This is a genomic window from Pseudomonas sp. MF6751 (assembly GCF_016613265.1).
Taxonomy (GTDB): domain Bacteria; phylum Pseudomonadota; class Gammaproteobacteria; order Pseudomonadales; family Pseudomonadaceae; genus Aquipseudomonas; species Aquipseudomonas fluorescens_BV.
The window spans coordinates 178,178-198,664 of sequence record NZ_JAENSV010000001.1; the positions used below are offsets into that span (position 1 = coordinate 178,178).

Consider the following 20,487-nt stretch of genomic DNA (forward strand, 5'->3'; position numbering starts at 1 on the left):
CGAGCCTGAGCAATGAGTGAGGACCTTTGGGCCGCCCGCGAAGGCGACGCACTGCTGCACACCTCGGTGATGGCCGACATTCTCGGCGGTGTGCTGGAAGTGGCCGCCTATGCGGCGATCACTACCGTGGGCTGCCTGGCCGTTGCCGGGGCAGTGTTCCTCGCGACCGGTGCGACCATCGCCACCGGAGGTGTGGCCCTGGTGTTGGTGGTGGGCGCGGTCGTCGGCATCACCGCTGGGCTCACGGGGGCTGACTTGAAAATATCCAGTTGGTGCGAGTCCGCCGCAAACTGGGTGTTCCCGCCGGTGATCGATGCGTTCATCACCAGCGGCTCGCACAACGTGTTTATCAATGGCAAAAAGGCCGCCCGCGCAGCCGGTAAGATGACCGCTGTACCGGTCGCGCCCAGCGAGCCGGCAGCACCAAGCTTCCTGGATATGGCCGGGGAGTTTTTCTCGCAGATGTGGCGCCCGACCGTCGCCTCGCCCGCCCCCGGTACCGAGCCGTGCCCGCTGGACACCGTAGCATGCAACAAGCATCCGCCCATGCCCCTGCAGTTTATTGCCGAAGGTTCCAGCTCGGTGTTCATCAACGGGCAGCCTGCCGCGCGCAGCGGGGATCGTAGTACCTGTGACGCCAAGATCGGCACCGCCCAGGGCCTGATTTCGCCGGATGTGCGCATTGGTGGTGAGACCATTGTGGTGCAGGAGATTCGTAGCGGGAAAACGCCGGGGGTGGGGCTGGCGATTACTGCCTTGTTGATGCTACGCGGCAATGTGAAGTGCTTTTGGAGCAAACTGCCCTGCCTGTTCGGCAGTGTGGTGGTAGGGGCTGGAGTTTCCTATGGCACCAGCAAGATAACCTCTGCGCTTAAGAGCGCCATGAACGGCTCCCCCAACCCCGTACACAGTGCGACCGGCGCCAAAATTCTAGGTGATGAGGATGAACTGGATTTCGTGCTTCCGGGCCTGTTTCCCATCGATTGGCAGCGGTTCTACAGCAGTCTCGACACACGGATCGACGGTCTATTTGGGGCGGGCTGGAGCGTTGCCTATGAGGTATCGGTCGAGATCGATAAAGACGAAAACTTGTTTTATATCGATGAACAGGGACGGCGCCTGGAGATCGGCTACATCCCTGCGTCCGGAGGAGCATTCGACCCAGTCGAAGGTCTTGCGGTCAGGCGCAGTGGTGACGCAGCGGTCTTGATCGAGAGTACCGACGGCCTGTATCGGCTCTTCGAATTTGACCCGCAGAACCGCTCTCGAATGCGTCTGCAACTGCTGGGGGATCGCAATGAAGGGCGGATCTTCCTCGATTACGACAATCAGGGACGGCTGCATCGCCTGCGCGACACCCATGATTTGATGCACGTAGAACTGAACTACTCGGTCGAACACCCTCGGCGTGTAGCCAACATCGAGCGGCGTTACCTGCGCCCAGAGCATTTCGAGGCCCGCAGTGATGTACTCGTCAGTTACCGCTACGACAGTAACGGCGACCTCATTGAAGTTTTGGACGGGCAAGGTATAACCGCTCGGCGCTTTGTTTATGACAATGCTCGGCGAATGGTCGAACACCAATTGCCGAGTGGCCTGCGCTGCTTCTACCAATGGGCCGCTGTGTCTGGGCCATACGGTGAGGAGTGGCGTGTGAGCCGCCACTGGACAGATGGTGGTGATGAATACAGCTTTGACTACGATCTGGATGCTGGCATTACCCGTGTGACCGATGGACTGATGCGAGTCAGTACACGGCATTGGAACCCGCAATACCAAATCACTCGTTACGTCGATAACTTAGGCCATGCCTGGCAATTCGAATGGAATCAAGATCGCCAACTGTTCGGCGCCATTGATCCTCACGAGGGTCAGTGGTGCTTTAGTTATGACGAGTCCGGAAACCTGAGTAACGTGACCGATCCACTAGCTCGGAGCCGCAACACACAATGGCTCGAACACTGGGCGTTGCCGCAGGTGGAAACCGACCCGGCGGGCAATAGCTGGCATTACCGCTACGACCAGCGTGGCAACTGTATCGAGGAAGTCGACCCACTGGGTAACCGTACTTGTTACGTCTATGACGGTTTTGGTCAGCCCGTAGAAGTCATCGATGCAACCGGAAAAACCAGAACGTTGCATTGGAACGTGTGGAGCCAACTGGTCGAAGAAGTAGATTGCTCGGGTTATCCGACCCGTTATCAATACGACGAGTTTGGAAATCTGGTGGTGCAGACCAATGCCGAAGGTGAATCGGTACGCTACCGGTACGGTCCTCAGGGGCTACTAATGGAATGCCAGCTTCCAGATGGCCGCGTCGAACTGTTCCAGCGTAGCGCAAATGGTTATCTGACTGCCCATGTTGACCCTGCCGGCAGCACCACACGCTATGACTATGACGTTCGCGGCTTGGTCAAACAACGTTGGGATGCGCATAACCGTTCGGTGATGTTCGATCATGATGCCTACGGACGACTACGCAAGCTGACCAACGAGAATGGCGAGAGCTATCGCTTTGAGTGGGACGCAGCCGACCGCATGGTGCAGCAGCAGGATCTGGATCAAAGCCGGCGCTGCTACACCTACGATTCACTGGACGATATTGTTGCCGTGGACTATCTACCGGGAACAGAGGGCGAGCCGGTAGCGCCGTTGTCGCACCAGTTTCAGCGCGATCCTGTTGGCCGCCTGGTCAGTAAAACCACCGCCGACGGCACCACGGTCTATGAACATGACCTGAACGACCAGTTGGTCGGTGTCACCTTCACCGCCCTTGATGGCCGTCAACAGCTACTCGGTTTCAGCTATGACGCGCTAGGGCAACTGCTTGAGGAGCAAAGCTCGGCAGGGTCTGTGCAGCATCGTTACGACGAGCTGGGAAACCTGGTCCAAACCGGCTTGCCCGACGGTCGATGGTTGAACAGGCTGTACTACGGTAGCGGCCACCTGCATCAGTTGAACATCGATGGAAAAGTCATTAGCGACTTTGATCGTGATCGCTTGCATCGCGAAGTACAGCGTACCCAGGGCCAACTCAAAACGAGTACCGCATACGACCGAAGTGGCAGGGTTCGCTCACGACAGCGTCGCAGCATTGACCAGCCTTGGCAGTTGCCTCCCCTGGTCGAGACGGACTATAGCTTCGACCCCAGTGACAACCTGATCGGGCGACGTCGTATAAACCACCAACATGATCATCAAGAACATCTGGGTTACGACAGCACCGACCGAATCCTTTTAAGCCACCAGGTTGGCCGGACCGAAACATATGCCTATGACGCTGCCGCCAATCTGCTGGACCGCCCAAATCAAGGTGGTCTCATACGACATAATCGCCTGCTCGTCTATCAAGACAAACGGTATGCCTATGATGCTTTAGGACGAATGATCGAAAAGCGCAGCTCTGCTCGTGGCTTGCAGCGCTTTGCCTACGATGCGGAAAGCCGGCTGGTTGAAGTGCGAAATGAGAGCGGCCACGTGGTCAGGATGACCTATGACCCCCTAGGGCGGCGGATCGAAAAAACCGAGCATGATTACAATGGCCGCCCGTTGGGCCAGACGAGTTTCATCTGGGATGGTTTACGTCTGTTGCAGGAGTTCAAACACAGCCAGACCAGTCTGTATCTATACGAAGGTGAAAGCTACGTGCCCCTGGCCCGGATCGACGGCATCGGCCCCCTGCAAAAAACCCGCTACTACCACAATGATCTTAACGGACTGCCGGAGCGACTGACCGAGGCCGATGGGCAAATGACCTGGCGTGCGACTTATCAGGTGTGGGGCAATACCTTGGAAGAGGTGCGGGAGCCACATTACATTGAAGAGCAAAATCTACGATTCCAAGGGCAGTATCTGGATCGAGAGACGGGGCTGCATTTTAATACATTCCGGTTTTATGATCCCGACGTGGGGCGCTTTACAACGCCGGACCCTGTCGGGCTAGCAGGAGGTTTTAACCTCTATCAGTATTCTCCTAACCCCTCGGGATGGATCGATCCGTTGGGATGGGCACCTTGTGGCTCAACTACTGCTAAGCTTCAAGCCCACGCCAATGCGGCGAAGAAGGCTGTCTACAGTAACCCCCAAAGGTCGTTGACCCCGAGACAAAGAGCAGCGGTGAAACGAGCCTATGATCGAGGCGATCTCGGACAAGCACGCTCTCGCTATCGCCGTTACGTAGGGCAGAGAATTGATGCAAACTTCAAAACCAGAGTAAAAAATGATCCATCATTGGGACACTTGGAGGTATCGAAATCAGGGCAACGTCTTCCCGATGTGTATGAAACTAAAACTAAAACCTGGTGGGACCTCACGACTAAGGCTGATTGGAAAAGAGGCACGCATCAGCGGCGTTATGGGGACTGGGGCAATGGTTATGAAGGAATATTATGGTGAATGACAAAATACCATCATTCGTGCTGTCCGGCATACAGCAGGACGGGCTCGTGTTACCTAAAAAAACGCGTTTTGAAAAAGAGCGGATTATCGATTGTAAATTAAAAGATGCGAATCTCTCCGATCCGATTTTCGATCAATGTATATTGGAGAGCTGCAGCTTTGAGAAAAGTGATTTCTCCGGTTCAAGATTTTTCAATAAGACCTTATTAGCCCATTGTCACTTCAAGACGGTTGACTTTCAGGCTTCAGGCTTCAGCAACAGCAAATTCGAGAACTGCACTTTCATAAAGTGCAATTTTCGAGAAGCGTCTTTGAAAGATTGCGAATTCAGCAACTGCCTATTTACCCAGTGCAAGATCATTGACAACTCGTTCAATGCCAGCAAAATAAAAAACCTCAAGTTTTCGGGAAAATTACAAGAGGTAAGTTTCATATCCGAACCGCCCAACACCCCCCTTCTTGTTGATTTTGAATTGTGCAAATTGGATTGGGTAACATTTCAAAACTGTGACCTTACGCAGATTACCCCCCCCGCAGATATCCAGCACGTTTTTTTCAAAGACGTGTCAGATCGCGCCCGTAAAGCGCTTGCATCAATTACCTCTGAGCCAGACAACCAGATCAATAAGCTATTGAAACGCCGCCTGCAAAAACTCACAACGCAACGAGGCGCGCTCTTCAATATCAAGAATCTTGAAGAATACGAAGGGCCTGAGTTCACCAAACAGTTTATTGCGCTTCTTCAGGCAACTTAAGAAACGTTAGGGCAGCTCTGAATTAAAATTCCTGATGATCGGGATCCCAGTTTATTAAAAACTGCAAAAGGTGGGCAGATTATTTAATTTAAATCGATCAAATAAATCCGTCACCTTTAACCATTCCAACTGGGTCGCAACAGAAAAATCTAAACCATCACGTTTCGGAAAATGTGGCTAAGGAGTCAAAAATGGGCGCCTGGAATTACAACCCTTGGGAAAACGATGAAGCCGCGGACTGGTTTCAGGAGTTCTGAAAACAACAAAATTTCGCGGTCTTGATCAACGAAATCAGCCAGTTTGATCCCGCTGAAGAACGTTATGACGCCTTTAGGGCTGCCTGTTATCTATTACAAACCCTAGGCAACCCCTATATATGGCCAGCTGAATATCTGGCACAACTCAAACCCCTGATCGAGCAGGCTATTTCAATACTGACCCAACTGATTGATCCGCCCAATGACGAATGGGGGTTTCTTGATATGTGGGGCGACAGCGCCGATGTTATCAACGCAGTGGAGGAACAAATCGACGCTCTGAAAATGCGATTAGGCGAGCTGGCTTAATCTGGCATACGCATCAGCACCCAACAAAAAATGGGCACCCGACCCAGTCGGCGTGCCCATTTTCTTTACCGCCCCGCCTCCCTTCGAGACGGTACCGCTTAACTTACGGGTTGACGCTGTCTTTGAGCGACTTGCCCGGCTTGAACGCTACGGTGTTGCTCGCCTTGATTTTCACTGGCTCACCGGTTTGCGGGTTTTTGCCGGTGCGGGCGCCGCGGTGGCGTTGCAGGAAAGTGCCGAAGCCGACCAGGGTGACGCTGTCCTTGCGGTGCAGGGCGCCGGTGATTTCTTCGAGGACGGCGTTGAGGACGCGGTTGGCCTGTTCTTTGGTGAGATCGGCTTTTTCAGCGATGGCGGCTGCGAGATCTGGTTTACGCATATGTGAAGCCTCTTTGACGGTTTTTTGTTGTTATGTCCGTGCTGCTCTCTGGTGGAGCAGCGCCAAGGCGCCGCAGGCTCTACTCTGCGGCAGACGGGAGTGAGGATGGCATGCCCTCGGGCGCCGCGCCAGTCTCGCGGCGGCCTTTCTCGGAGTATGAACGTGATGTTTGCGACAGAACGGGTGGTATTTACGCCAGTAACGGCGGAAGTTCTTTGTTCAGCGCCAGTTTTTCCATGACAGCACTGCCGGTCAGTGCGTAACCCAGCAGGCGGCCGCTGGCATCGCGGCACAGGGCCTTGATGTCGGCACCCTGCCCTTCGACACTCCAGACGCCTTCAGTGCCTCGTGGTGCAGGTGAGACCACCAGCGGGCACACCGGGGTTTTCACGGTGATGGGCATCGGCCCATAGCTCACCGCCGTGGCGTTGCCGGCCAGGGTTTGCGCCAGGGCACGGGCGCAGCTCATCAGCGGCATCACGTACAACAGGTTCAGGCCATCGACCTCGGCGCAGTCGCCCAGGGCGTAGATATTGGCGTGGGAGGTCTTGAGATGGCGGTCCACCATGATCCCGCGGTTGATTTGCAGGCCGGCCGCTGCGGCCAGGTCTACACGCGGGCGCAGGCCAATGGCAGACACCACCAGGTCACAGTGGATCACTTCACCGTCCGACAGGTGCGCTTCAAGGCCATCAGCCGTGCGTTGCAGGCGATTGAGCACCGGGCCCAGGTGGAAACGCGCGCCGATGCCTTCCAGCCCGGCTTGCACCGCTGCGGCTGCCGCCGGGTGCAGCAGGGTCGGCATGACTTGCTCACACGGCGCGACCAGGTCGATTTCATAGCCGCCCAGGATCAGATCATTGGCAAACTCACAGCCGATCAGGCCAGCGCCAAGCAGCAGCACGCGCCGTTTGCCGGCAGCGGCAGCGCGAAAGCGCGCGTAGTCTTCCAGGTCGTTGATCGGGAAAATCAGCTCAGCCGCATCGCCTTCGACCGGTACGCGCACGGTTTCTGCGCCCCAGGCCAGGACCAGGTCGCGGTAGGTCACCGCTTCCTCGCCGATCCACAGGCGCTTGTGGCCTGGGTCGATGCCGCTGATGCGCGTATGGGTGCGCACCTGGGCCTTGAGTTGCTCGGCCATGGCGCCAGGTTCGGCCATGCTCAGGCCATCGGCTTCCTTGTTCTTGCCAAAGCCGGTGGAGAGCATGGGCTTGGAGTAGGAGCGTCCGTCATCGGCAGTGATCAGCAGCAACGGGGTCTCGCTGTCGAGCTTGCGAAACTCCCGGGCGACGTTGTAACCGGCCAATCCTGTGCCGATGATCACGACAGGTGCGTTCATTCCTTTCTCCTTGTAGTACGTTTCTTAAATTCGGGATTACGCGATTTCGATCATTTCGAAGTCCGACTTACCCACGCCGCAGTCCGGGCACAGCCAGTCTTCCGGGACGTCCTGCCACAGAGTGCCTGGTGCAATACCGTCATCCGGCCAGCCGTCCGCTTCGTTATAGATAAGGCCACAGACGATACATTGCCACTTCTTCATTACATGCTTCCTCAGGTTCAGGCGTGTTGGCCGGCGGTCGATGGATCCAGCGTTGCCGCGCGGCTCAGGGCGTTTTGTACTGATCGGGGCCGGCAGATGCAAGCATGTTCGACGCAAACGACGGGTTTGGCACGGCAAAAGCCCAGGGTGCCATGGTAAGCTCGCCGCCTCTTTTGCTGCCAATACTGACTCACCGTGCCGCACTCAATCGCCCTTCCCGATGCTTGCCAATGGCTGACCCAGAGCCTTCTGAGCCCCTTGCCCACGCCCTTGACCCTCAACTGGCTGTTTGACGAAGGCTCGCTGACGCGACGGCTGACGTGGCTGTCCAACGAGGGTTTCAGCGTGACGCCGCTGTTCGAAGGCTGGCAACCGTTGCGCGACGACGAATGCGCCGCTCTGGACCTGCCACCGGCCAGTATCGGTTGGGTACGCGAGGTGTATTTGCGCGGTCGCGGCCAGCCTTGGGTGTTCGCCCGCAGCGTGGCGGCCCGCAGTGCCTTGCAGGGCGATGGGCTGCACATGGACGAGCTGGGCAGCCGCTCGCTGGGCGAGTTGCTGTTCTGCGACCGCGCCTTTACCCGCCAGGCCATCGAAGTGTGTCACTACCCTCGTGCCTGGCTGCCGACAGCGGACCAGGCCGATAATCTGTGGGCGCGCCGCTCGCGCTTCGACCGCGGGGCGCTGAGCGTGCTGGTGGTGGAAGTCTTCCTGCCGAGTTTCTGGCACGCGCTGCATGATCATCCGGAGAACTGCTGATGTACCAACGTCTGCTCAAGTCCTTGAACCGCCTGAACCCCAGGGCCTGGGATTTCATTCAGTTGACGCGCATGGACAAGCCCATCGGCATCTACCTGCTGCTGTGGCCGACACTGTGGGCCCTGTGGATCGCCGGCAAGGGTTCGCCGTCGCTGATCAATATCGTGATTTTCGTGCTGGGCGTGGTACTCACCCGGGCCGGCGGCTGCGTGATCAATGACTGGGCCGACCGCAAGGTCGATGGCCATGTGAAACGCACCGAGCAACGACCGCTGGTGAGCGGCAAGATCAGTTCGAAGGAAGCGCTGGTGTTTTTTGCCGTGCTGATGGGCATCAGTTTCCTGCTGGTGCTGCTGACCAATGCCAGCACCATCCTGCTGTCCCTGGGCGGCCTCGCACTGGCGGCAAGCTACCCGTTCATGAAGCGCTACACCTATTACCCCCAAGTGGTGCTGGGCGCAGCGTTTTCCTGGGGCATGCCGATGGCGTTTACCGCCGAGACCGGCCATTTGCCTGCCACCGCGTGGCTGCTGTACATCGCCAACCTGTTGTGGACGGTGGGCTACGACACCTATTACGCCATGACCGACCGCGATGACGATTTGAAGATCGGGGTGAAATCCACCGCCATTCTGTTCGGTGACGCTGACCGCGTGATCATCCTCACCCTGCAAGGCCTGGCGCTGGCGTGCCTGTTGCTGGCCGGCGCACGGTTCGAGCTGGGCGGGTGGTTCCACCTCGGGTTGCTGGCGGCAGCGGGCTGTTTTGTCTGGGAGTTCTGGTACACACGAGACAGGGACCGCATGAAGTGCTTCAAGGCGTTCTTGCATAATCACTGGGCGGGGTTGGCGATTTTTGTCGGGATCGTGGTGGATTACGCTGTTCGCTGAGGATTCTGTGGTGACGCCTTCGCGAGCAAGCCCGCTCCCACATTTGACTGTATTCGCAAATCAAAAGTGGGAGCGGGCTTGCTCGCGAAGGCCTCAAAGCCGCCGCTTAGTCAGGGCTTGATGATGTGCCAGACGCTACCTTTGCCATCACCGGTCTTGTCACCGGCTTTCTTGTCGTCCTTGTAGGTGTAGACAGGCTTGCCTTTGTAGGCCCACTGGCTGGTCTGGTCGTCGCGGGTGATTACCGTCCAATCGCCGGTCTTGGTGTCGGTGGACTCTGCTTTCAGCGGTGGCCAGTTGGTCGCGCACTGGTCCTTGCACACTGATTTGCCATCAGCGTCCTTGTCGAAGGTGTAGAGCGTCATTCCCTTGTGATCCACCAACATCCCGTCTTGGGTCATCGCCGGCTCTGCCGCAAACGCCAGCCCTGGCAGCGCCAACACCGCAGATACCAGCAGGGTTTTCCAGGAAACAGTGCTGTAAGTCATCGGAACCTTCCTTTTGTGGTTGTCAGGATTCGGACCCAAAGGGTAGTCCAGAGTGCCGTTAATTGCCCAAGCGACTAAATTACTGTCACACGACTGCAATAATTCCGTTATCTAATGCGGCGCAAGACAGTTAAATGACAAGAGGATTGAGCATGGTTGGCAGGAGCATTCTGATCGTTGACGACGAAGCGCCCATTCGCGAAATGATCGCCGTCGCGTTGGAAATGGCCGGCTATGACTGCCTGGAGGCGGAGAACTCCCAGCAGGCCCACGCCATTATCGTCGACCGCAAGCCGGACCTGATCCTGCTCGACTGGATGCTGCCCGGCACCTCGGGCATCGAATTGGCCCGCCGTCTCAAGCGTGACGAGCTGACCGGGGATATCCCGATCATCATGCTCACCGCCAAGGGCGAAGAGGACAACAAGATCCAGGGCCTGGAAGTCGGTGCCGATGACTACATCACCAAGCCGTTTTCCCCACGGGAACTGGTGGCGCGCCTCAAAGCCGTGCTGCGCCGCGCCGGCCCGACCGATGGCGAAGCGCCTATCGAAGTCGACGGCTTGATCCTGGACCCGATCAGCCACCGCGTGACCATCGACGGCAAGCCTGCGGAGATGGGGCCGACCGAATACCGCTTGCTGCAATTCTTCATGACCCACCAGGAGCGCGCCTACACCCGCGGCCAACTGCTCGACCAGGTATGGGGCGGCAACGTCTATGTGGAAGAGCGCACTGTGGATGTGCATATCCGCCGCCTGCGCAAAGCCTTGGGCGATGCGTACGAGAATCTGGTACAAACCGTGCGCGGTACCGGCTATCGGTTTTCTACCAAAGGCTGAGCCAGTCCCTTTCCTCCCTTAACAGCTGACAAGGACGCATGTTTAAGTGAACCAGAACTGGCATGGCACCCTGATCCGCCACATGCTTCTGTTGATCACTGCCTGCCTGCTGGTCGGGCTGATCAGTGGCTATTACGGCTGGAGCCTGGCCGCCGGCATCGCGTTGTACCTGGGCTGGACCCTCAAACAATTGCTGCGCCTGCATGAATGGCTGCGCCAGCACAAACCCGATGAAGCACCCCCCGATGGCTATGGCCTGTGGGGCGAGGTGTTCGACAGCATCTACCACCTGCAGCGCCGCGACCAACGGGTACGCGGGCGCCTGCAAGCGGTGATCGACCGGGTGCAGGAGTCCACCGCCGCGCTCAAGGACGCGGTGATCATGCTCGACAGCGACGGCAACCTGGAATGGTGGAACCGTGCCGCCGAGACCCTGCTGGGCCTCAAGACGCCCCAGGACAGCGGCCAGCCGGTGACCAACCTGGTGCGTCACCCACGCTTCAAGGAATACTTCGAGCAGGACAACTACGAAGAAGCCCTGGAAATCCCCTCGCCCACCAACGACCGCGTGCGCATCCAGCTGTACCTGACTCGCTACGGCAACAACGAGCACTTGATGCTGGTACGTGATGTGACCCGTATCCACCAGCTGGAACAGATGCGCAAAGACTTCGTCGCCAACGTTTCCCATGAACTGCGCACGCCCTTGACGGTGATCTGCGGCTACCTGGAGACGTTGCTGGACAATGTCGATGAGATCAACCCGCGTTGGAGCCGCGCCCTGCAGCAGATGCAGGTGCAAGGCTCGCGCATGCAAACCCTGCTTAACGACCTGCTGTTGCTGGCCAAGCTTGAAGCCACGGACTACCCCTCGGACAACCACCCCGTGGCGGTGCAGAGCCTGTTGCAGACGATCAAGAACGATGCCCAGGCCCTCTCGGGCGAACGCGGGCAGCAGATCACGCTGGAGGCCGACCCAACCGTATTGCTCAAGGGCAGTGAAGGCGAATTGCGCAGTGCATTCTCCAACCTGGTGTTCAACGCGGTGAAGTACACCCAGGACAAGGGCAATATCCACATTCGCTGGTGGGCCGACGAGCACGGCGCGCACCTGAGTGTGCAGGACTCGGGTATCGGTATCGACGCCAAGCACCTGCCGCGCCTGACCGAGCGCTTCTACCGTGTCGACTCCAGCCGCAACTCCAACACCGGCGGCACCGGGCTGGGCCTGGCCATCGTCAAGCATGTGCTGCTGCGCCATCGGGCCCGCCTGGAAATCAGCAGCGTGCTGGGGCATGGCAGTACCTTTACCTGTCATTTTCCGCCGGCGCAGGTGACCCGTTCGCGAGCGGTCGAGGCCGATGATTAAGTTGAAGTGAGCACGGCCCACTGTGGGAGCTGGCTTGCCTGCGATGGCGGCGGGTCAGCCAAATTATCGGTAGCAGGCAGACCGCCATCGCAGGCAAGCCAGCTCCCACACGGGTTCTGCGACACGACTTTGCAGCCCCGCCCGGCAGCGGGCACTAGGCAAGCGCCCCGTCAGCCGCTACATTGGCCGACTTGCGCCTGCCTTTCAGGCCCACCTGTCACCCCTATTGAACACACGGAACCTGCAAAACCCCATCATGGACCCTTCCCCTGGCATTACCCTCGCTACACTCTTCGCCGATTTCGGCATGATTCTTTTTGCACTGATCCTGGTACTGCTCAACGGTTTCTTCGTTGCTGCGGAATTTGCCATGGTCAAACTGCGCGCCACCCGCGTCGAGGCCATCGCCCATAAGAACGGCTGGCGCGGGCAGATCCTGCGTACCGTGCACAGCCAGCTCGACGCCTACCTGTCGGCTTGCCAGTTGGGTATCACCCTGGCGTCCCTGGGCCTGGGCTGGGTCGGTGAACCGGCCTTTGCGCACATCCTCGAGCCGATGCTGGGCGCGGTCGGCGTGCAGTCGCCTGAAGTGATCAAGGGCGTGTCGTTCTTTGCCGCCTTCTTCGTGATTTCCTACCTGCACATCGTGGTCGGTGAGTTGGCCCCAAAATCCTGGGCGATTCGCAAACCCGAGCTGCTGTCGCTGTGGACGGCCGTGCCGCTGTACCTGTTCTACTGGGCGATGTACCCGGCCATCTACCTGCTCAACGCCAGTGCCAACGCCATCCTGCGTATCGCTGGCCAAGGCGAGCCTGGCCCCCACCATGAGCACCATTACAGCCGCGAAGAACTCAAGCTGATCCTGCACTCCAGCCGTGGCCAGGACCCCAGCGACCAAGGCATGCGCGTACTGGCCTCCGCCGTGGAAATGGGCGAGCTGGAAGTGGTGGACTGGGCCAACTCCCGGGAAGACCTGGTGACCCTGGACTTCAACGCCCCGCTCAAGGAAATCCTCGCGCTGTTCCGTCGCCATAAATTCAGCCGTTACCCGGTGTATGACGCGGTGCGCAACGAGTTTGTCGGCTTGCTGCACATCAAGGATTTGCTGCTGGAACTGGCGGCCCTGGACCATATCCCCGAATCGTTCAACCTGGCCGAATTGACCCGCCCGCTAGAACGCGTATCGCGGCATATGCCGTTGTCGCAACTGCTGGAGCAGTTCCGCAAAGGCGGCGCGCACTTCGCCCTGGTGGAGGAAGCTGACGGCAAGATCATCGGCTACCTGACCATGGAAGACGTGCTGGAAGTGCTGGTGGGCGATATCCAAGACGAACACCGCAAGGCCGAGCGCGGCATCCTCGCTTACCAGCCCGGCAAACTGCTGGTGCGGGGTGACACGCCGTTGTTCAAGGTGGAGCGCCTGCTGGGCGTCGACCTGGACCACATCGAAGCCGAAACCCTGGCCGGCCTGATCTACGACACGCTCAAGCGCGTGCCGGAAGAAGAAGAAGTGCTGGAAGTTGAAGGCTTGCGGATCATCATCAAGAAGATGAAAGGGCCGAAGATCGTGTTGGCCAAGGTGTTGTTGCTGGACTGACTGCAAGCGCAGTGCTGTGTGTGGGAGCGGGCTTGCCCGCGATAGCGGTGGGTCAGCCAGCGCATTGTTGACTGATAGATTGCTATCGCGGGCAAGCCCGCTCCCACATGGACTAAGCGTCGCCTTGAAGGGTCACGCACCCGGCACGAAATGCTTCTGCGCCGTGCCACGGGCGATCAGGCGGGATATGTAGTCCAGCTTCTGCGCATCCTGGTCGATAAAGCGGAAAGTCAGTTGCAACCAGTCGCTGTCGGGCTTGGGCTCGTAGGCGACGATGGCGTGCAGGTAGCCGTTGAGCCGTGCGACTTCGGCGTTGTCGCCCTGTTCAAGGTCGAGCACGGCGCTTTCCAGTACTTGTGGCAGGACCTCGCCACGCTTTACCACCAGCAACGCTTCCTTGATGCTCAGGGCCTTGATCACGCATTGCTGGGTGCCGCTTGCGAGGCGCAACTGGCCCTGACCGCGACTGCCTGCCGGCGCCGCTGCTGCGGGGGCCTTGACTGGCGGTGTATTGAGCAAACCTTTGCTGGGCGCCGCCACCGGGGCCGGCTTGACCGCTTCGGGTTTGCCGCCGGTCAGGGCGCTCAGGGAGTCGTTGCCAAAGGCTGAGTTCATCTTGGTCGGCGCGCTGGCAATCAGCGCATCGAGGCGACCGATCTTGTGCAGGGCCTGCTTGACCTTGTTGAGCAACTGCTCGTTGGTGAACGGCTTGCTGACGTAGCCGGAAACCCCCGCCTGAATCGCCTGCACCACGTTTTCCTTGTCGCCACGGCTGGTCACCATCACGAACGGCATGGCCTTCAGGTGCGCTTGCTCGCGGCACCAGGTCAACAGCTCAATGCCAGACATTTCCGGCATTTCCCAGTCACACAGCACCAGGTCGAAGGTTTCGCGCATGAGGATGGATTGCGCCTTTTTGCCGTTCACCGCATCTTCGATCTTGATCCCGGGGAAGTAATTACGCAGGCACTTCTTCACCAGGTCGCGAATAAACGAGGCGTCATCCACCACCAACACACTGACTTTACTCATCGACCCTTCATCCTATAAAAACGTCTGCAAAACGCCTGACTGATGGCATTTTGCCAAAACTCGCGGGTCACAGAAGGACTTTATGGCGCCTGCTGTGCAAAAAATTCAGATGCCGCAAACAAAAACGCCCGGCCAGAGGCCGGGCGTTAATTTCTCGGGCAACCTTACTTATCGTCAGATTCGCCCGGAACATTAGGGATTAGATCAGCAGTGCCTTCAACTTCGGCCTTCATGCGCTTTAGGCCCATGTGCCGGACGTCGGTGCCGCGCACCAGATAAATCACCAATTCCGAGATATTGCGCGCGTGGTCGCCGATACGCTCCAGGGAGCGCAGCACCCAGATAATGTTCAAGACCCGCGAGATCGAACGCGGATCTTCCATCATGTAGGTGGCCAACTCGCGCAGCGCAGTCTTGTATTCGCGGTCGATGATCTTGTCGTACTGTGCCACCGACAACGCCAGTTCGGCATCAAAGCGGGCGAAGGCGTCGAGGGCATCGCGCACCATGTTGCGCACCTGATCGCCGATATGGCGCACTTCCACGTAGCCACGGGGGGCTTCACCCTCTTCGCACAGCTGGATGGCGCGGCGGGCAATCTTGGTGGCTTCATCGCCGATGCGCTCCAGGTCGATCACCGACTTGGAAATGCTGATGATCAAACGCAGGTCCGAGGCCGCTGGCTGGCGGCGGGCAAGAATGCGCAGGCACTCTTCGTCGATATTGCGTTCCATCTGGTTGATCTGCTCGTCAATCTCACGCACTTGCTGAGCCAGGCCCGAGTCGGCCTCGATCAGCGCGGTGACCGCATCATTGACTTGCTTCTCCACCAGCCCGCCCATCGCCAGGAGGTGGCTGCGCACTTCCTCAAGCTCGGCATTGAACTGCGCGGAGATGTGGTGGGTAAGGCCTTCTTTGCTAATCATGTTGGCGTCCTTGGAGCGTCCGGTAAGGTGCGGAGAACCGCAGCGTCAGTGCAATCAGAACCACAGCTTCCTAGCCGTAGCGACCGGTGATGTAATCTTCGGTCTGCTTCTTCGCCGGATTGGTGAACAGGGTGTCGGTGTCGCCGAACTCCACCAGCTTGCCCATGTACATGAACGCGGTGTAGTCGGAAACCCGCGCCGCCTGTTGCATGTTGTGGGTCACGATGACGATGGTGAACTTGGACTTGAGCTCGTAGATCAGCTCTTCGACTTTCAAGGTGGAAATCGGGTCGAGCGCCGAGCACGGTTCGTCGAGCAGCAACACTTCCGGCTCTACGGCGATGGTACGGGCAATCACCAGGCGCTGCTGCTGGCCGCCGGACAAGCCGAGTGCCGATTCGTGCAGGCGGTCCTTGACCTCGTCCCACAATGCCGCGCCCTTGAGCGCCCACTCAACCGCTTCGTCGAGGATGCGTTTCTTGTTGATGCCCTGGATACGCAGGCCGTAGACCACGTTTTCGTAGATGGTCTTGGGGAACGGGTTGGGCTTCTGGAACACCATGCCCACGCGGCGACGCAGCTCGGCCACGTCTTCGCCCTTGCGGTAGATATTGGTGCCGTAGAGGTTGATTGCACCTTCTACACGGCAACCGTCCACCAGGTCATTCATGCGGTTGAAGGTACGCAGCAACGTGGACTTGCCGCAGCCCGACGGGCCGATGAAGGCGGTCACGCGTTGCTTGGGGATGTTCATGCTGACATCGAACAGCGCCTGCTTGTCGCCGTAGTACAGGCTCAGGCCGGGGACTTCGATGGCCACGGTTTCCTGGGCCAGGCTCAGGCTCTGCTTGTCGCGACCCAGGGCAGACATGTTGATGCCGTGGGATTGGGTTTCGTGTTGCATGGGATGCTCCCTGTGCTACCAATTCATTTCGTTGAACCGCCGGGGCGGCTTACTCAAATTCTGTGCCTGACGCCGAGCCCTGTGGGAGCTGGCTTGCCTGCGATGCGGGCGGCGCGGTATTGCAGTAACACCGCGGTGATGCCATCGCAGGCAAGCCAGCTCCCACATTGGATCGCATTAGCTGTCCAGCGCTTTGTATTTTTCGCGCAGGTGGTTACGAATCCACACTGCCGACAGGTTGAGCGTGGCGATCACCAGTACCAGCAGCAAGGCGGTGGCGTACACCAACGGCCGTGCGGCCTCGACGTTGGGGCTCTGGAAGCCGACGTCATAAATATGGAAGCCCAGGTGCATGATCTTCTGATCCAGGTGCAGGTATGGGTAGTTGCCATCCAGTGGCAGCGACGGCGCCAGCTTCACTACACCCACCAGCATCAGCGGTGCCACCTCACCCGCGGCGCGCGCCACGGCGAGGATCATGCCTGTCATCATTGCCGGGCTGGCCATCGGCAGCACGATCTTCCACAGCGTTTCCGCCTTGGTCGCGCCGAGTGCCAGGGAGCCTTCACGCACGGTGCGAGGAATCCGCGCCAAGCCTTCTTCGGTGGCCACGATCACCACAGGCACCGCCAGCAGCGCCAGGGTCAGCGAAGCCCAGAGCAACCCCGGCGTACCGAAGGTCGGCGCAGGCAGCGCTTCAGCGAAGAACAGACGGTCGACCGAGCCCCCCAGTACATACACGAAGAAGCCCAGGCCGAACACGCCGTAGACGATGGCCGGTACGCCGGCCAGGTTGTTCACGGCGATACGGATGATGCGGGTCAAGGTGTTCTGCTTGGCGTATTCACGCAGGTACACCGCGGCCAGTACGCCAAACGGGGTCACGATCATTGCCATGATCAGGGTCATCATCACGGTGCCGAAGATGGCCGGGAAGATCCCGCCTTCGGTGTTGGCCTCCCGTGGGTCATCGCTGAGGAACTCCCAGACCTTGCTGAAGTAGAAGCCGATTTTGGTCATCGTGCCCATGGCGTTCGGCTGGTAGGCGTGCACCACTTTGCCGATGCCGATTTCCACTTCCTTGCCGTTGCCGTCACGCGCCGTCAGGGCGTCGCGGTTGAACTGTGCATGCAGGTCGGCCAGGCGCGCTTCGATGTCCTGGTAGCGGGCGTTCAGCTCGGCGCGGTCGGCGTCCATGTCGGCCTGGGCGGCAGCGTCGAGCTTGCCTTCCAGTTCCAGTTTGCGACCGTGCAGGCGGATGCGCTCCAGCCCGGCGTTGATCGCGCCGATATCGGATTTTTCCAAGGTCTTGAGCTGAGCGGCCAGCTTGTTCACGCGGTCCACGCGGGCTTGCAGCTCAGGCCACGCGGCCTCGCCTTCGGCAATCACCTTGCCGTCCTGCTTGACGTTGACCAGGGTGCCGTAGAAGTTGCCCCACTCACGACGCTCGATGGCCATCAGGTTCGCAGGCTTGGTCTGGTCCTTCAGCCACTCACCGACAATCCAGGTGAAGTCGTTGCCGTTCAGGTCGCGGTTGCCGACCTTGATCAGCTCACGAGTCATGAATTCCGGGCCTTGGTCCGGCACCGGCAGGCCCGCGCTTTTCAGGCGCTCACGCGGCACTTCTTCTTTCTGCACCACTTCGCCGATCACGATGTGGTTGGCCTGGCCTGGCACGTTGTAGTTGGCCTGGATCAGGTCGGCCGGCCAGAAATGGCCCAGGCCCCGCACCGCAATCACAGCCAGCAAACCAATGGTCATGATGACCGCGATGGACACCGCGCCACCGCTGATCCAGACGCCGGGGGCGCCGCTCTTGAACCATCCATTCAGGGAGTTCTGTTTCACAGACTTCTACCTTTCTTAAAGCGACGAGTATTTCTTGCGCAGACGCTGACGAATCAGCTCGGCGAGGGTGTTCATGATGAAGGTGAACAACAGCAGCACCAGCGCCGAGAGGAACAGCACGCGGTAATGACTGCCGCCCACTTCCGACTCGGGCATCTCCACCGCAACGTTGGCCGCCAGGGTGCGCAGGCCCTCGAACAGGTTCATCTCCATCACCGGGGTGTTACCGGTGGCCATCAGTACGATCATGGTCTCGCCCACGGCGCGGCCCATGCCGATCATCAGCGCCGAGAAGATGCCCGGGCTGGCGGTGAGGATGACCACGCGGGTCATGGTCTGCCACGGCGTGGCGCCCAGGGCCAGGGAACCCAGAGTCAGGCCGCGTGGCACGCTGAACACGGCATCTTCGGCGATGGAGTAGATGTTCGGGATCACCGCAAAACCCATGGCCAGGCCGACCACCAACGCGTTGCGCTGGTCGTAGGTAATGCCCAGATCGTGGGAGATCCACATGCGCATGTCACCGCCGAAGAACCAGGTTTCCAGGTACGGGCTCATGTATAGCGAGAGCCAGCCCACCAACAGGATCACCGGAATCAGGATCGCGCTTTCCCAACCATCGGGAACGCGCAGGCGGATCGACTCAGGCAAGCGGCTGAAGACAAAGCCGGCGACCAGGATGCCAATCGGCAACAGCATCAACAGGCTGAAAATGCCCGGCAGGTGCCCTTCCACATACGGCGCCAGGAACAGGCCGGCGAAGAATCCGAGGATCACCGTCGGCATGGCTTCCATCAGCTCGATCACCGGCTTGACCTTGCGGCGCAGGCTCGGCGCCATGAAGTAAGCGGTGTAGATCGCTGCAGCAACCGCCAGTGGCGCCGCCAGCAACATGGCGTAGAACGCGGCCTTCAAGGTACCGAAGGTCAGCGGGGCCAGGCTCATCTTGGGTTCGAAGTCAGTGTTGGCGGCCGTGGATTGCCAGACGTATTTAGGCTCGTCGTAGTTCTCGTACCAGACCTTGCTCCACAACGCGCTCCACGACACTTCCGGGTGCGGGTTGTCGAGCAACAACGGTTGCAGCTTGCCACCCGCCTCGACGATCACACGGTTGGCCCGTGGCGACATGCCGAACAGGCCCTGGCCATCGACCACCGGGTCCACCAGCAAGGTGCGATGGGCGGTGCTGTGGAACACGCCGAACTGGCCAGCAGCATCCAGGGCGGTGAAGCCTTTGCGGCGCTCTTCAGCGCTGATTTCGACGATGGGCGCGGTGCCCATCTGGAAGGTGCGGATCTGCTTCAGGCGCTGTTCGCCATCGGGGTCGCGGGCCATGAACCACTGGGCCAGGCCGCCTTTGGAGTTACCCAGGATCAGCGAGATGCCGCCGACCAACTGGGTGCTGGCGGTGATTTCCGTGTCGGCGTCTTCCAGCAGTTTGTAGCGACCGTTGAGGCTCTTGTCGCGCAGGCTGAACACGTCGGCCAGGGCACGGCCGTTGATCACATACAACCACTGCTGGCGTGGGTCGATGAAGATCGCCTTCACCGGCTCGGTCATCTGCGGCAGCTCGACGCGCTTCTGCTCGCTGGTGACTTCACCGGTCATCATGTTTTCTTCGCGGCTCAGGGTCAGCACGTTCAAGTGCGAACCGGCGGAACCTGCCACCACCAGGGAGGTGTCGGTGGCGTTGAGCGCAACGTGTTCCAGCGGGCGACCGGCGTCATCCAGTACGATCGGCGTTTCGCCGTAGGGGTACTCGATAGCTGGGGTGATGGTTTTGTTGCCGTCCGGGTACGACACCTTATAGGTGTGGCGGAACACCAAAGACTGGCCATTGGACAAACCGAGAATCACCAGCGGGCTGCCCGGCTGATCTTCACCAATGGAAGCAACGCTGGTACCGGCCGGAATCGGCAGGTCGACACGCTTGAGCTCGGCACCGGTGTCCACGGCAAAGAACAGCGCCTGGCCCTTGTCGGAAACCCGCATGGCGACCTGGTTCTGTTCTTCGAGGGAGATCATCAACGGCTTGCCGGCGTCCTGCATCCAAGCGGGCGTCAACGCGTCTTCCTTGCTCAACGAGGCGCCCTGGAACAATGGCGCAACCACATAGGCGAGGAAGAAGAAGATCAGGGTAATGGCGGCCAGCACGGCGAGGCCGCCGACCAGCACATACCAACGGGTGAAG

Annotated in this window: 17 protein-coding genes; 8 read left to right on the forward strand and 9 right to left on the reverse strand. The window is 59.2% G+C overall.

The genetic code is table 11. The features are described from left to right. The first annotated feature begins 12 nt into the window (after positions 1-12). From JJD66_RS00845 to JJD66_RS00855, 3 genes are all read left to right on the forward strand, one after another. On the forward strand, positions 13-4,395 hold the full coding sequence (locus JJD66_RS00845) for an RHS repeat-associated core domain-containing protein (RefSeq protein WP_200647423.1): 4,383 nt from the start codon (positions 13-15) through the stop codon (positions 4,393-4,395). Then, complete coding sequence (locus JJD66_RS00850; RefSeq protein WP_200647424.1) at positions 4,392-5,153, forward strand: pentapeptide repeat-containing protein; 762 nt, start codon at positions 4,392-4,394, stop codon at positions 5,151-5,153. The genes JJD66_RS00845 and JJD66_RS00850 overlap by 4 nt, the downstream gene beginning before the upstream one ends. Before the next feature lie 278 nt (positions 5,154-5,431). Then, positions 5,432-5,719 (forward strand): hypothetical protein, encoded by a 288-nt coding sequence (locus JJD66_RS00855; protein WP_200647425.1) that lies wholly within the window; start codon positions 5,432-5,434, stop codon positions 5,717-5,719. Positions 5,720-5,822: 103 nt separating this feature from the next. Here the strand turns inward: JJD66_RS00855 and JJD66_RS00860 are convergent, their stop codons facing one another. From JJD66_RS00860 to JJD66_RS00870, 3 genes are all read right to left on the reverse strand, one after another. Next, entirely contained in the window at positions 5,823-6,098 is a 276-nt protein-coding gene (locus tag JJD66_RS00860; RefSeq protein ID WP_003195589.1) for an HU family DNA-binding protein, read from the reverse strand. 190 nt (positions 6,099-6,288) lie between these two features. Continuing rightward, entirely contained in the window at positions 6,289-7,437 is a 1,149-nt protein-coding gene (locus tag JJD66_RS00865) for an NAD(P)/FAD-dependent oxidoreductase (RefSeq protein ID WP_003195591.1), read from the reverse strand. Between the two features lie 36 nt (positions 7,438-7,473). Then, the gene (locus tag JJD66_RS00870) at positions 7,474-7,641 is read right to left on the reverse strand and encodes a rubredoxin (RefSeq protein ID WP_014720509.1); all 168 of its coding nucleotides are present in this window, start codon (positions 7,639-7,641) and stop codon (positions 7,474-7,476) included. 195 nt (positions 7,642-7,836) lie between these two features. On the opposite strand from JJD66_RS00870, the gene JJD66_RS00875 reads away from it, so the two are divergent. Beyond that, positions 7,837-8,400 (forward strand): chorismate--pyruvate lyase family protein, encoded by a 564-nt coding sequence (locus tag JJD66_RS00875; RefSeq protein ID WP_198714621.1) that lies wholly within the window; start codon positions 7,837-7,839, stop codon positions 8,398-8,400. Further along, positions 8,400-9,290, forward strand: a complete 891-nt coding sequence (gene ubiA / locus JJD66_RS00880) for a 4-hydroxybenzoate octaprenyltransferase (protein WP_014720511.1) — start codon at positions 8,400-8,402, stop codon at positions 9,288-9,290. The genes JJD66_RS00875 and ubiA overlap by 1 nt, the downstream gene beginning before the upstream one ends. Positions 9,291-9,400: 110 nt before the next feature. Here the strand turns inward: ubiA and JJD66_RS00885 are convergent, their stop codons facing one another. Next, positions 9,401-9,778: a COG4315 family predicted lipoprotein gene (locus JJD66_RS00885; protein WP_089041539.1), complete on the reverse strand. Its 378-nt coding sequence runs from the start codon at positions 9,776-9,778 to the stop codon at positions 9,401-9,403. A gap of 152 nt (positions 9,779-9,930) precedes the next feature. On the opposite strand from JJD66_RS00885, the gene phoB reads away from it, so the two are divergent. From phoB to JJD66_RS00900, 3 genes are all read left to right on the forward strand, one after another. Beyond that, entirely contained in the window at positions 9,931-10,620 is a 690-nt protein-coding gene (gene phoB, locus JJD66_RS00890; protein ID WP_003195617.1) for a phosphate regulon transcriptional regulator PhoB, read from the forward strand. An 82-nt stretch (positions 10,621-10,702) separates the two neighbouring features. Beyond that, positions 10,703-11,989, forward strand: a complete 1,287-nt coding sequence (gene phoR, locus JJD66_RS00895) for a phosphate regulon sensor histidine kinase PhoR (protein ID WP_234452142.1) — start codon at positions 10,703-10,705, stop codon at positions 11,987-11,989. A gap of 256 nt (positions 11,990-12,245) precedes the next feature. Next, complete coding sequence (locus JJD66_RS00900; protein WP_003195620.1) at positions 12,246-13,586, forward strand: hemolysin family protein; 1,341 nt, start codon at positions 12,246-12,248, stop codon at positions 13,584-13,586. 132 nt (positions 13,587-13,718) lie between these two features. Here the strand turns inward: JJD66_RS00900 and JJD66_RS00905 are convergent, their stop codons facing one another. The 5 genes from JJD66_RS00905 to JJD66_RS00925 form a co-directional block, all read right to left on the reverse strand. Next, the gene (locus tag JJD66_RS00905) at positions 13,719-14,618 is read right to left on the reverse strand and encodes a response regulator (RefSeq protein ID WP_014720514.1); all 900 of its coding nucleotides are present in this window, start codon (positions 14,616-14,618) and stop codon (positions 13,719-13,721) included. A gap of 164 nt (positions 14,619-14,782) precedes the next feature. After that, positions 14,783-15,544 (reverse strand): phosphate signaling complex protein PhoU, encoded by a 762-nt coding sequence (gene phoU / locus JJD66_RS00910; RefSeq protein ID WP_034129125.1) that lies wholly within the window; start codon positions 15,542-15,544, stop codon positions 14,783-14,785. Between the two features lie 70 nt (positions 15,545-15,614). Further along, on the reverse strand, positions 15,615-16,448 hold the full coding sequence (gene pstB, locus JJD66_RS00915; RefSeq protein WP_003195626.1) for a phosphate ABC transporter ATP-binding protein PstB: 834 nt from the start codon (positions 16,446-16,448) through the stop codon (positions 15,615-15,617). A gap of 177 nt (positions 16,449-16,625) precedes the next feature. Beyond that, positions 16,626-18,296 carry a phosphate ABC transporter permease PstA gene (gene pstA / locus JJD66_RS00920; RefSeq protein WP_078466300.1) on the reverse strand — a complete coding sequence of 557 codons (1,671 nt, stop codon included), beginning with the start codon at positions 18,294-18,296 and terminating at the stop codon, positions 16,626-16,628. A gap of 15 nt (positions 18,297-18,311) precedes the next feature. Next, the gene (locus JJD66_RS00925; protein WP_177430957.1) at positions 18,312-20,345 is read right to left on the reverse strand and encodes an ABC transporter permease subunit; all 2,034 of its coding nucleotides are present in this window, start codon (positions 20,343-20,345) and stop codon (positions 18,312-18,314) included. Positions 20,346-20,487 lie beyond the last annotated feature (142 nt).

Coding starts and splice junctions, on each gene's coding strand:
- phoU (WP_034129125.1), bottom strand. CDS start 15,544: ATGATTAGCAAAGAAGGCCTTACCCACCACATCTCCGCGCAGTTCAAT.
- JJD66_RS00865 (WP_003195591.1), bottom strand. CDS start 7,437: ATGAACGCACCTGTCGTGATCATCGGCACAGGATTGGCCGGTTACAAC.
- phoB (WP_003195617.1), top strand. CDS start 9,931: ATGGTTGGCAGGAGCATTCTGATCGTTGACGACGAAGCGCCCATTCGC.
- JJD66_RS00925 (WP_177430957.1), bottom strand. CDS start 20,345: ATGCAGGACGCCGGCAAGCCGTTGATGATCTCCCTCGAAGAACAGAAC.
- JJD66_RS00900 (WP_003195620.1), top strand. CDS start 12,246: ATGGACCCTTCCCCTGGCATTACCCTCGCTACACTCTTCGCCGATTTC.
- JJD66_RS00885 (WP_089041539.1), bottom strand. CDS start 9,778: ATGACTTACAGCACTGTTTCCTGGAAAACCCTGCTGGTATCTGCGGTG.
- JJD66_RS00845 (WP_200647423.1), top strand. CDS start 13: ATGAGTGAGGACCTTTGGGCCGCCCGCGAAGGCGACGCACTGCTGCAC.
- JJD66_RS00860 (WP_003195589.1), bottom strand. CDS start 6,098: ATGCGTAAACCAGATCTCGCAGCCGCCATCGCTGAAAAAGCCGATCTC.
- JJD66_RS00870 (WP_014720509.1), bottom strand. CDS start 7,641: ATGAAGAAGTGGCAATGTATCGTCTGTGGCCTTATCTATAACGAAGCG.
- phoR (WP_234452142.1), top strand. CDS start 10,703: ATGCTTCTGTTGATCACTGCCTGCCTGCTGGTCGGGCTGATCAGTGGC.
- ubiA (WP_014720511.1), top strand. CDS start 8,400: ATGTACCAACGTCTGCTCAAGTCCTTGAACCGCCTGAACCCCAGGGCC.
- JJD66_RS00905 (WP_014720514.1), bottom strand. CDS start 14,618: ATGAGTAAAGTCAGTGTGTTGGTGGTGGATGACGCCTCGTTTATTCGC.
- pstB (WP_003195626.1), bottom strand. CDS start 16,448: ATGCAACACGAAACCCAATCCCACGGCATCAACATGTCTGCCCTGGGT.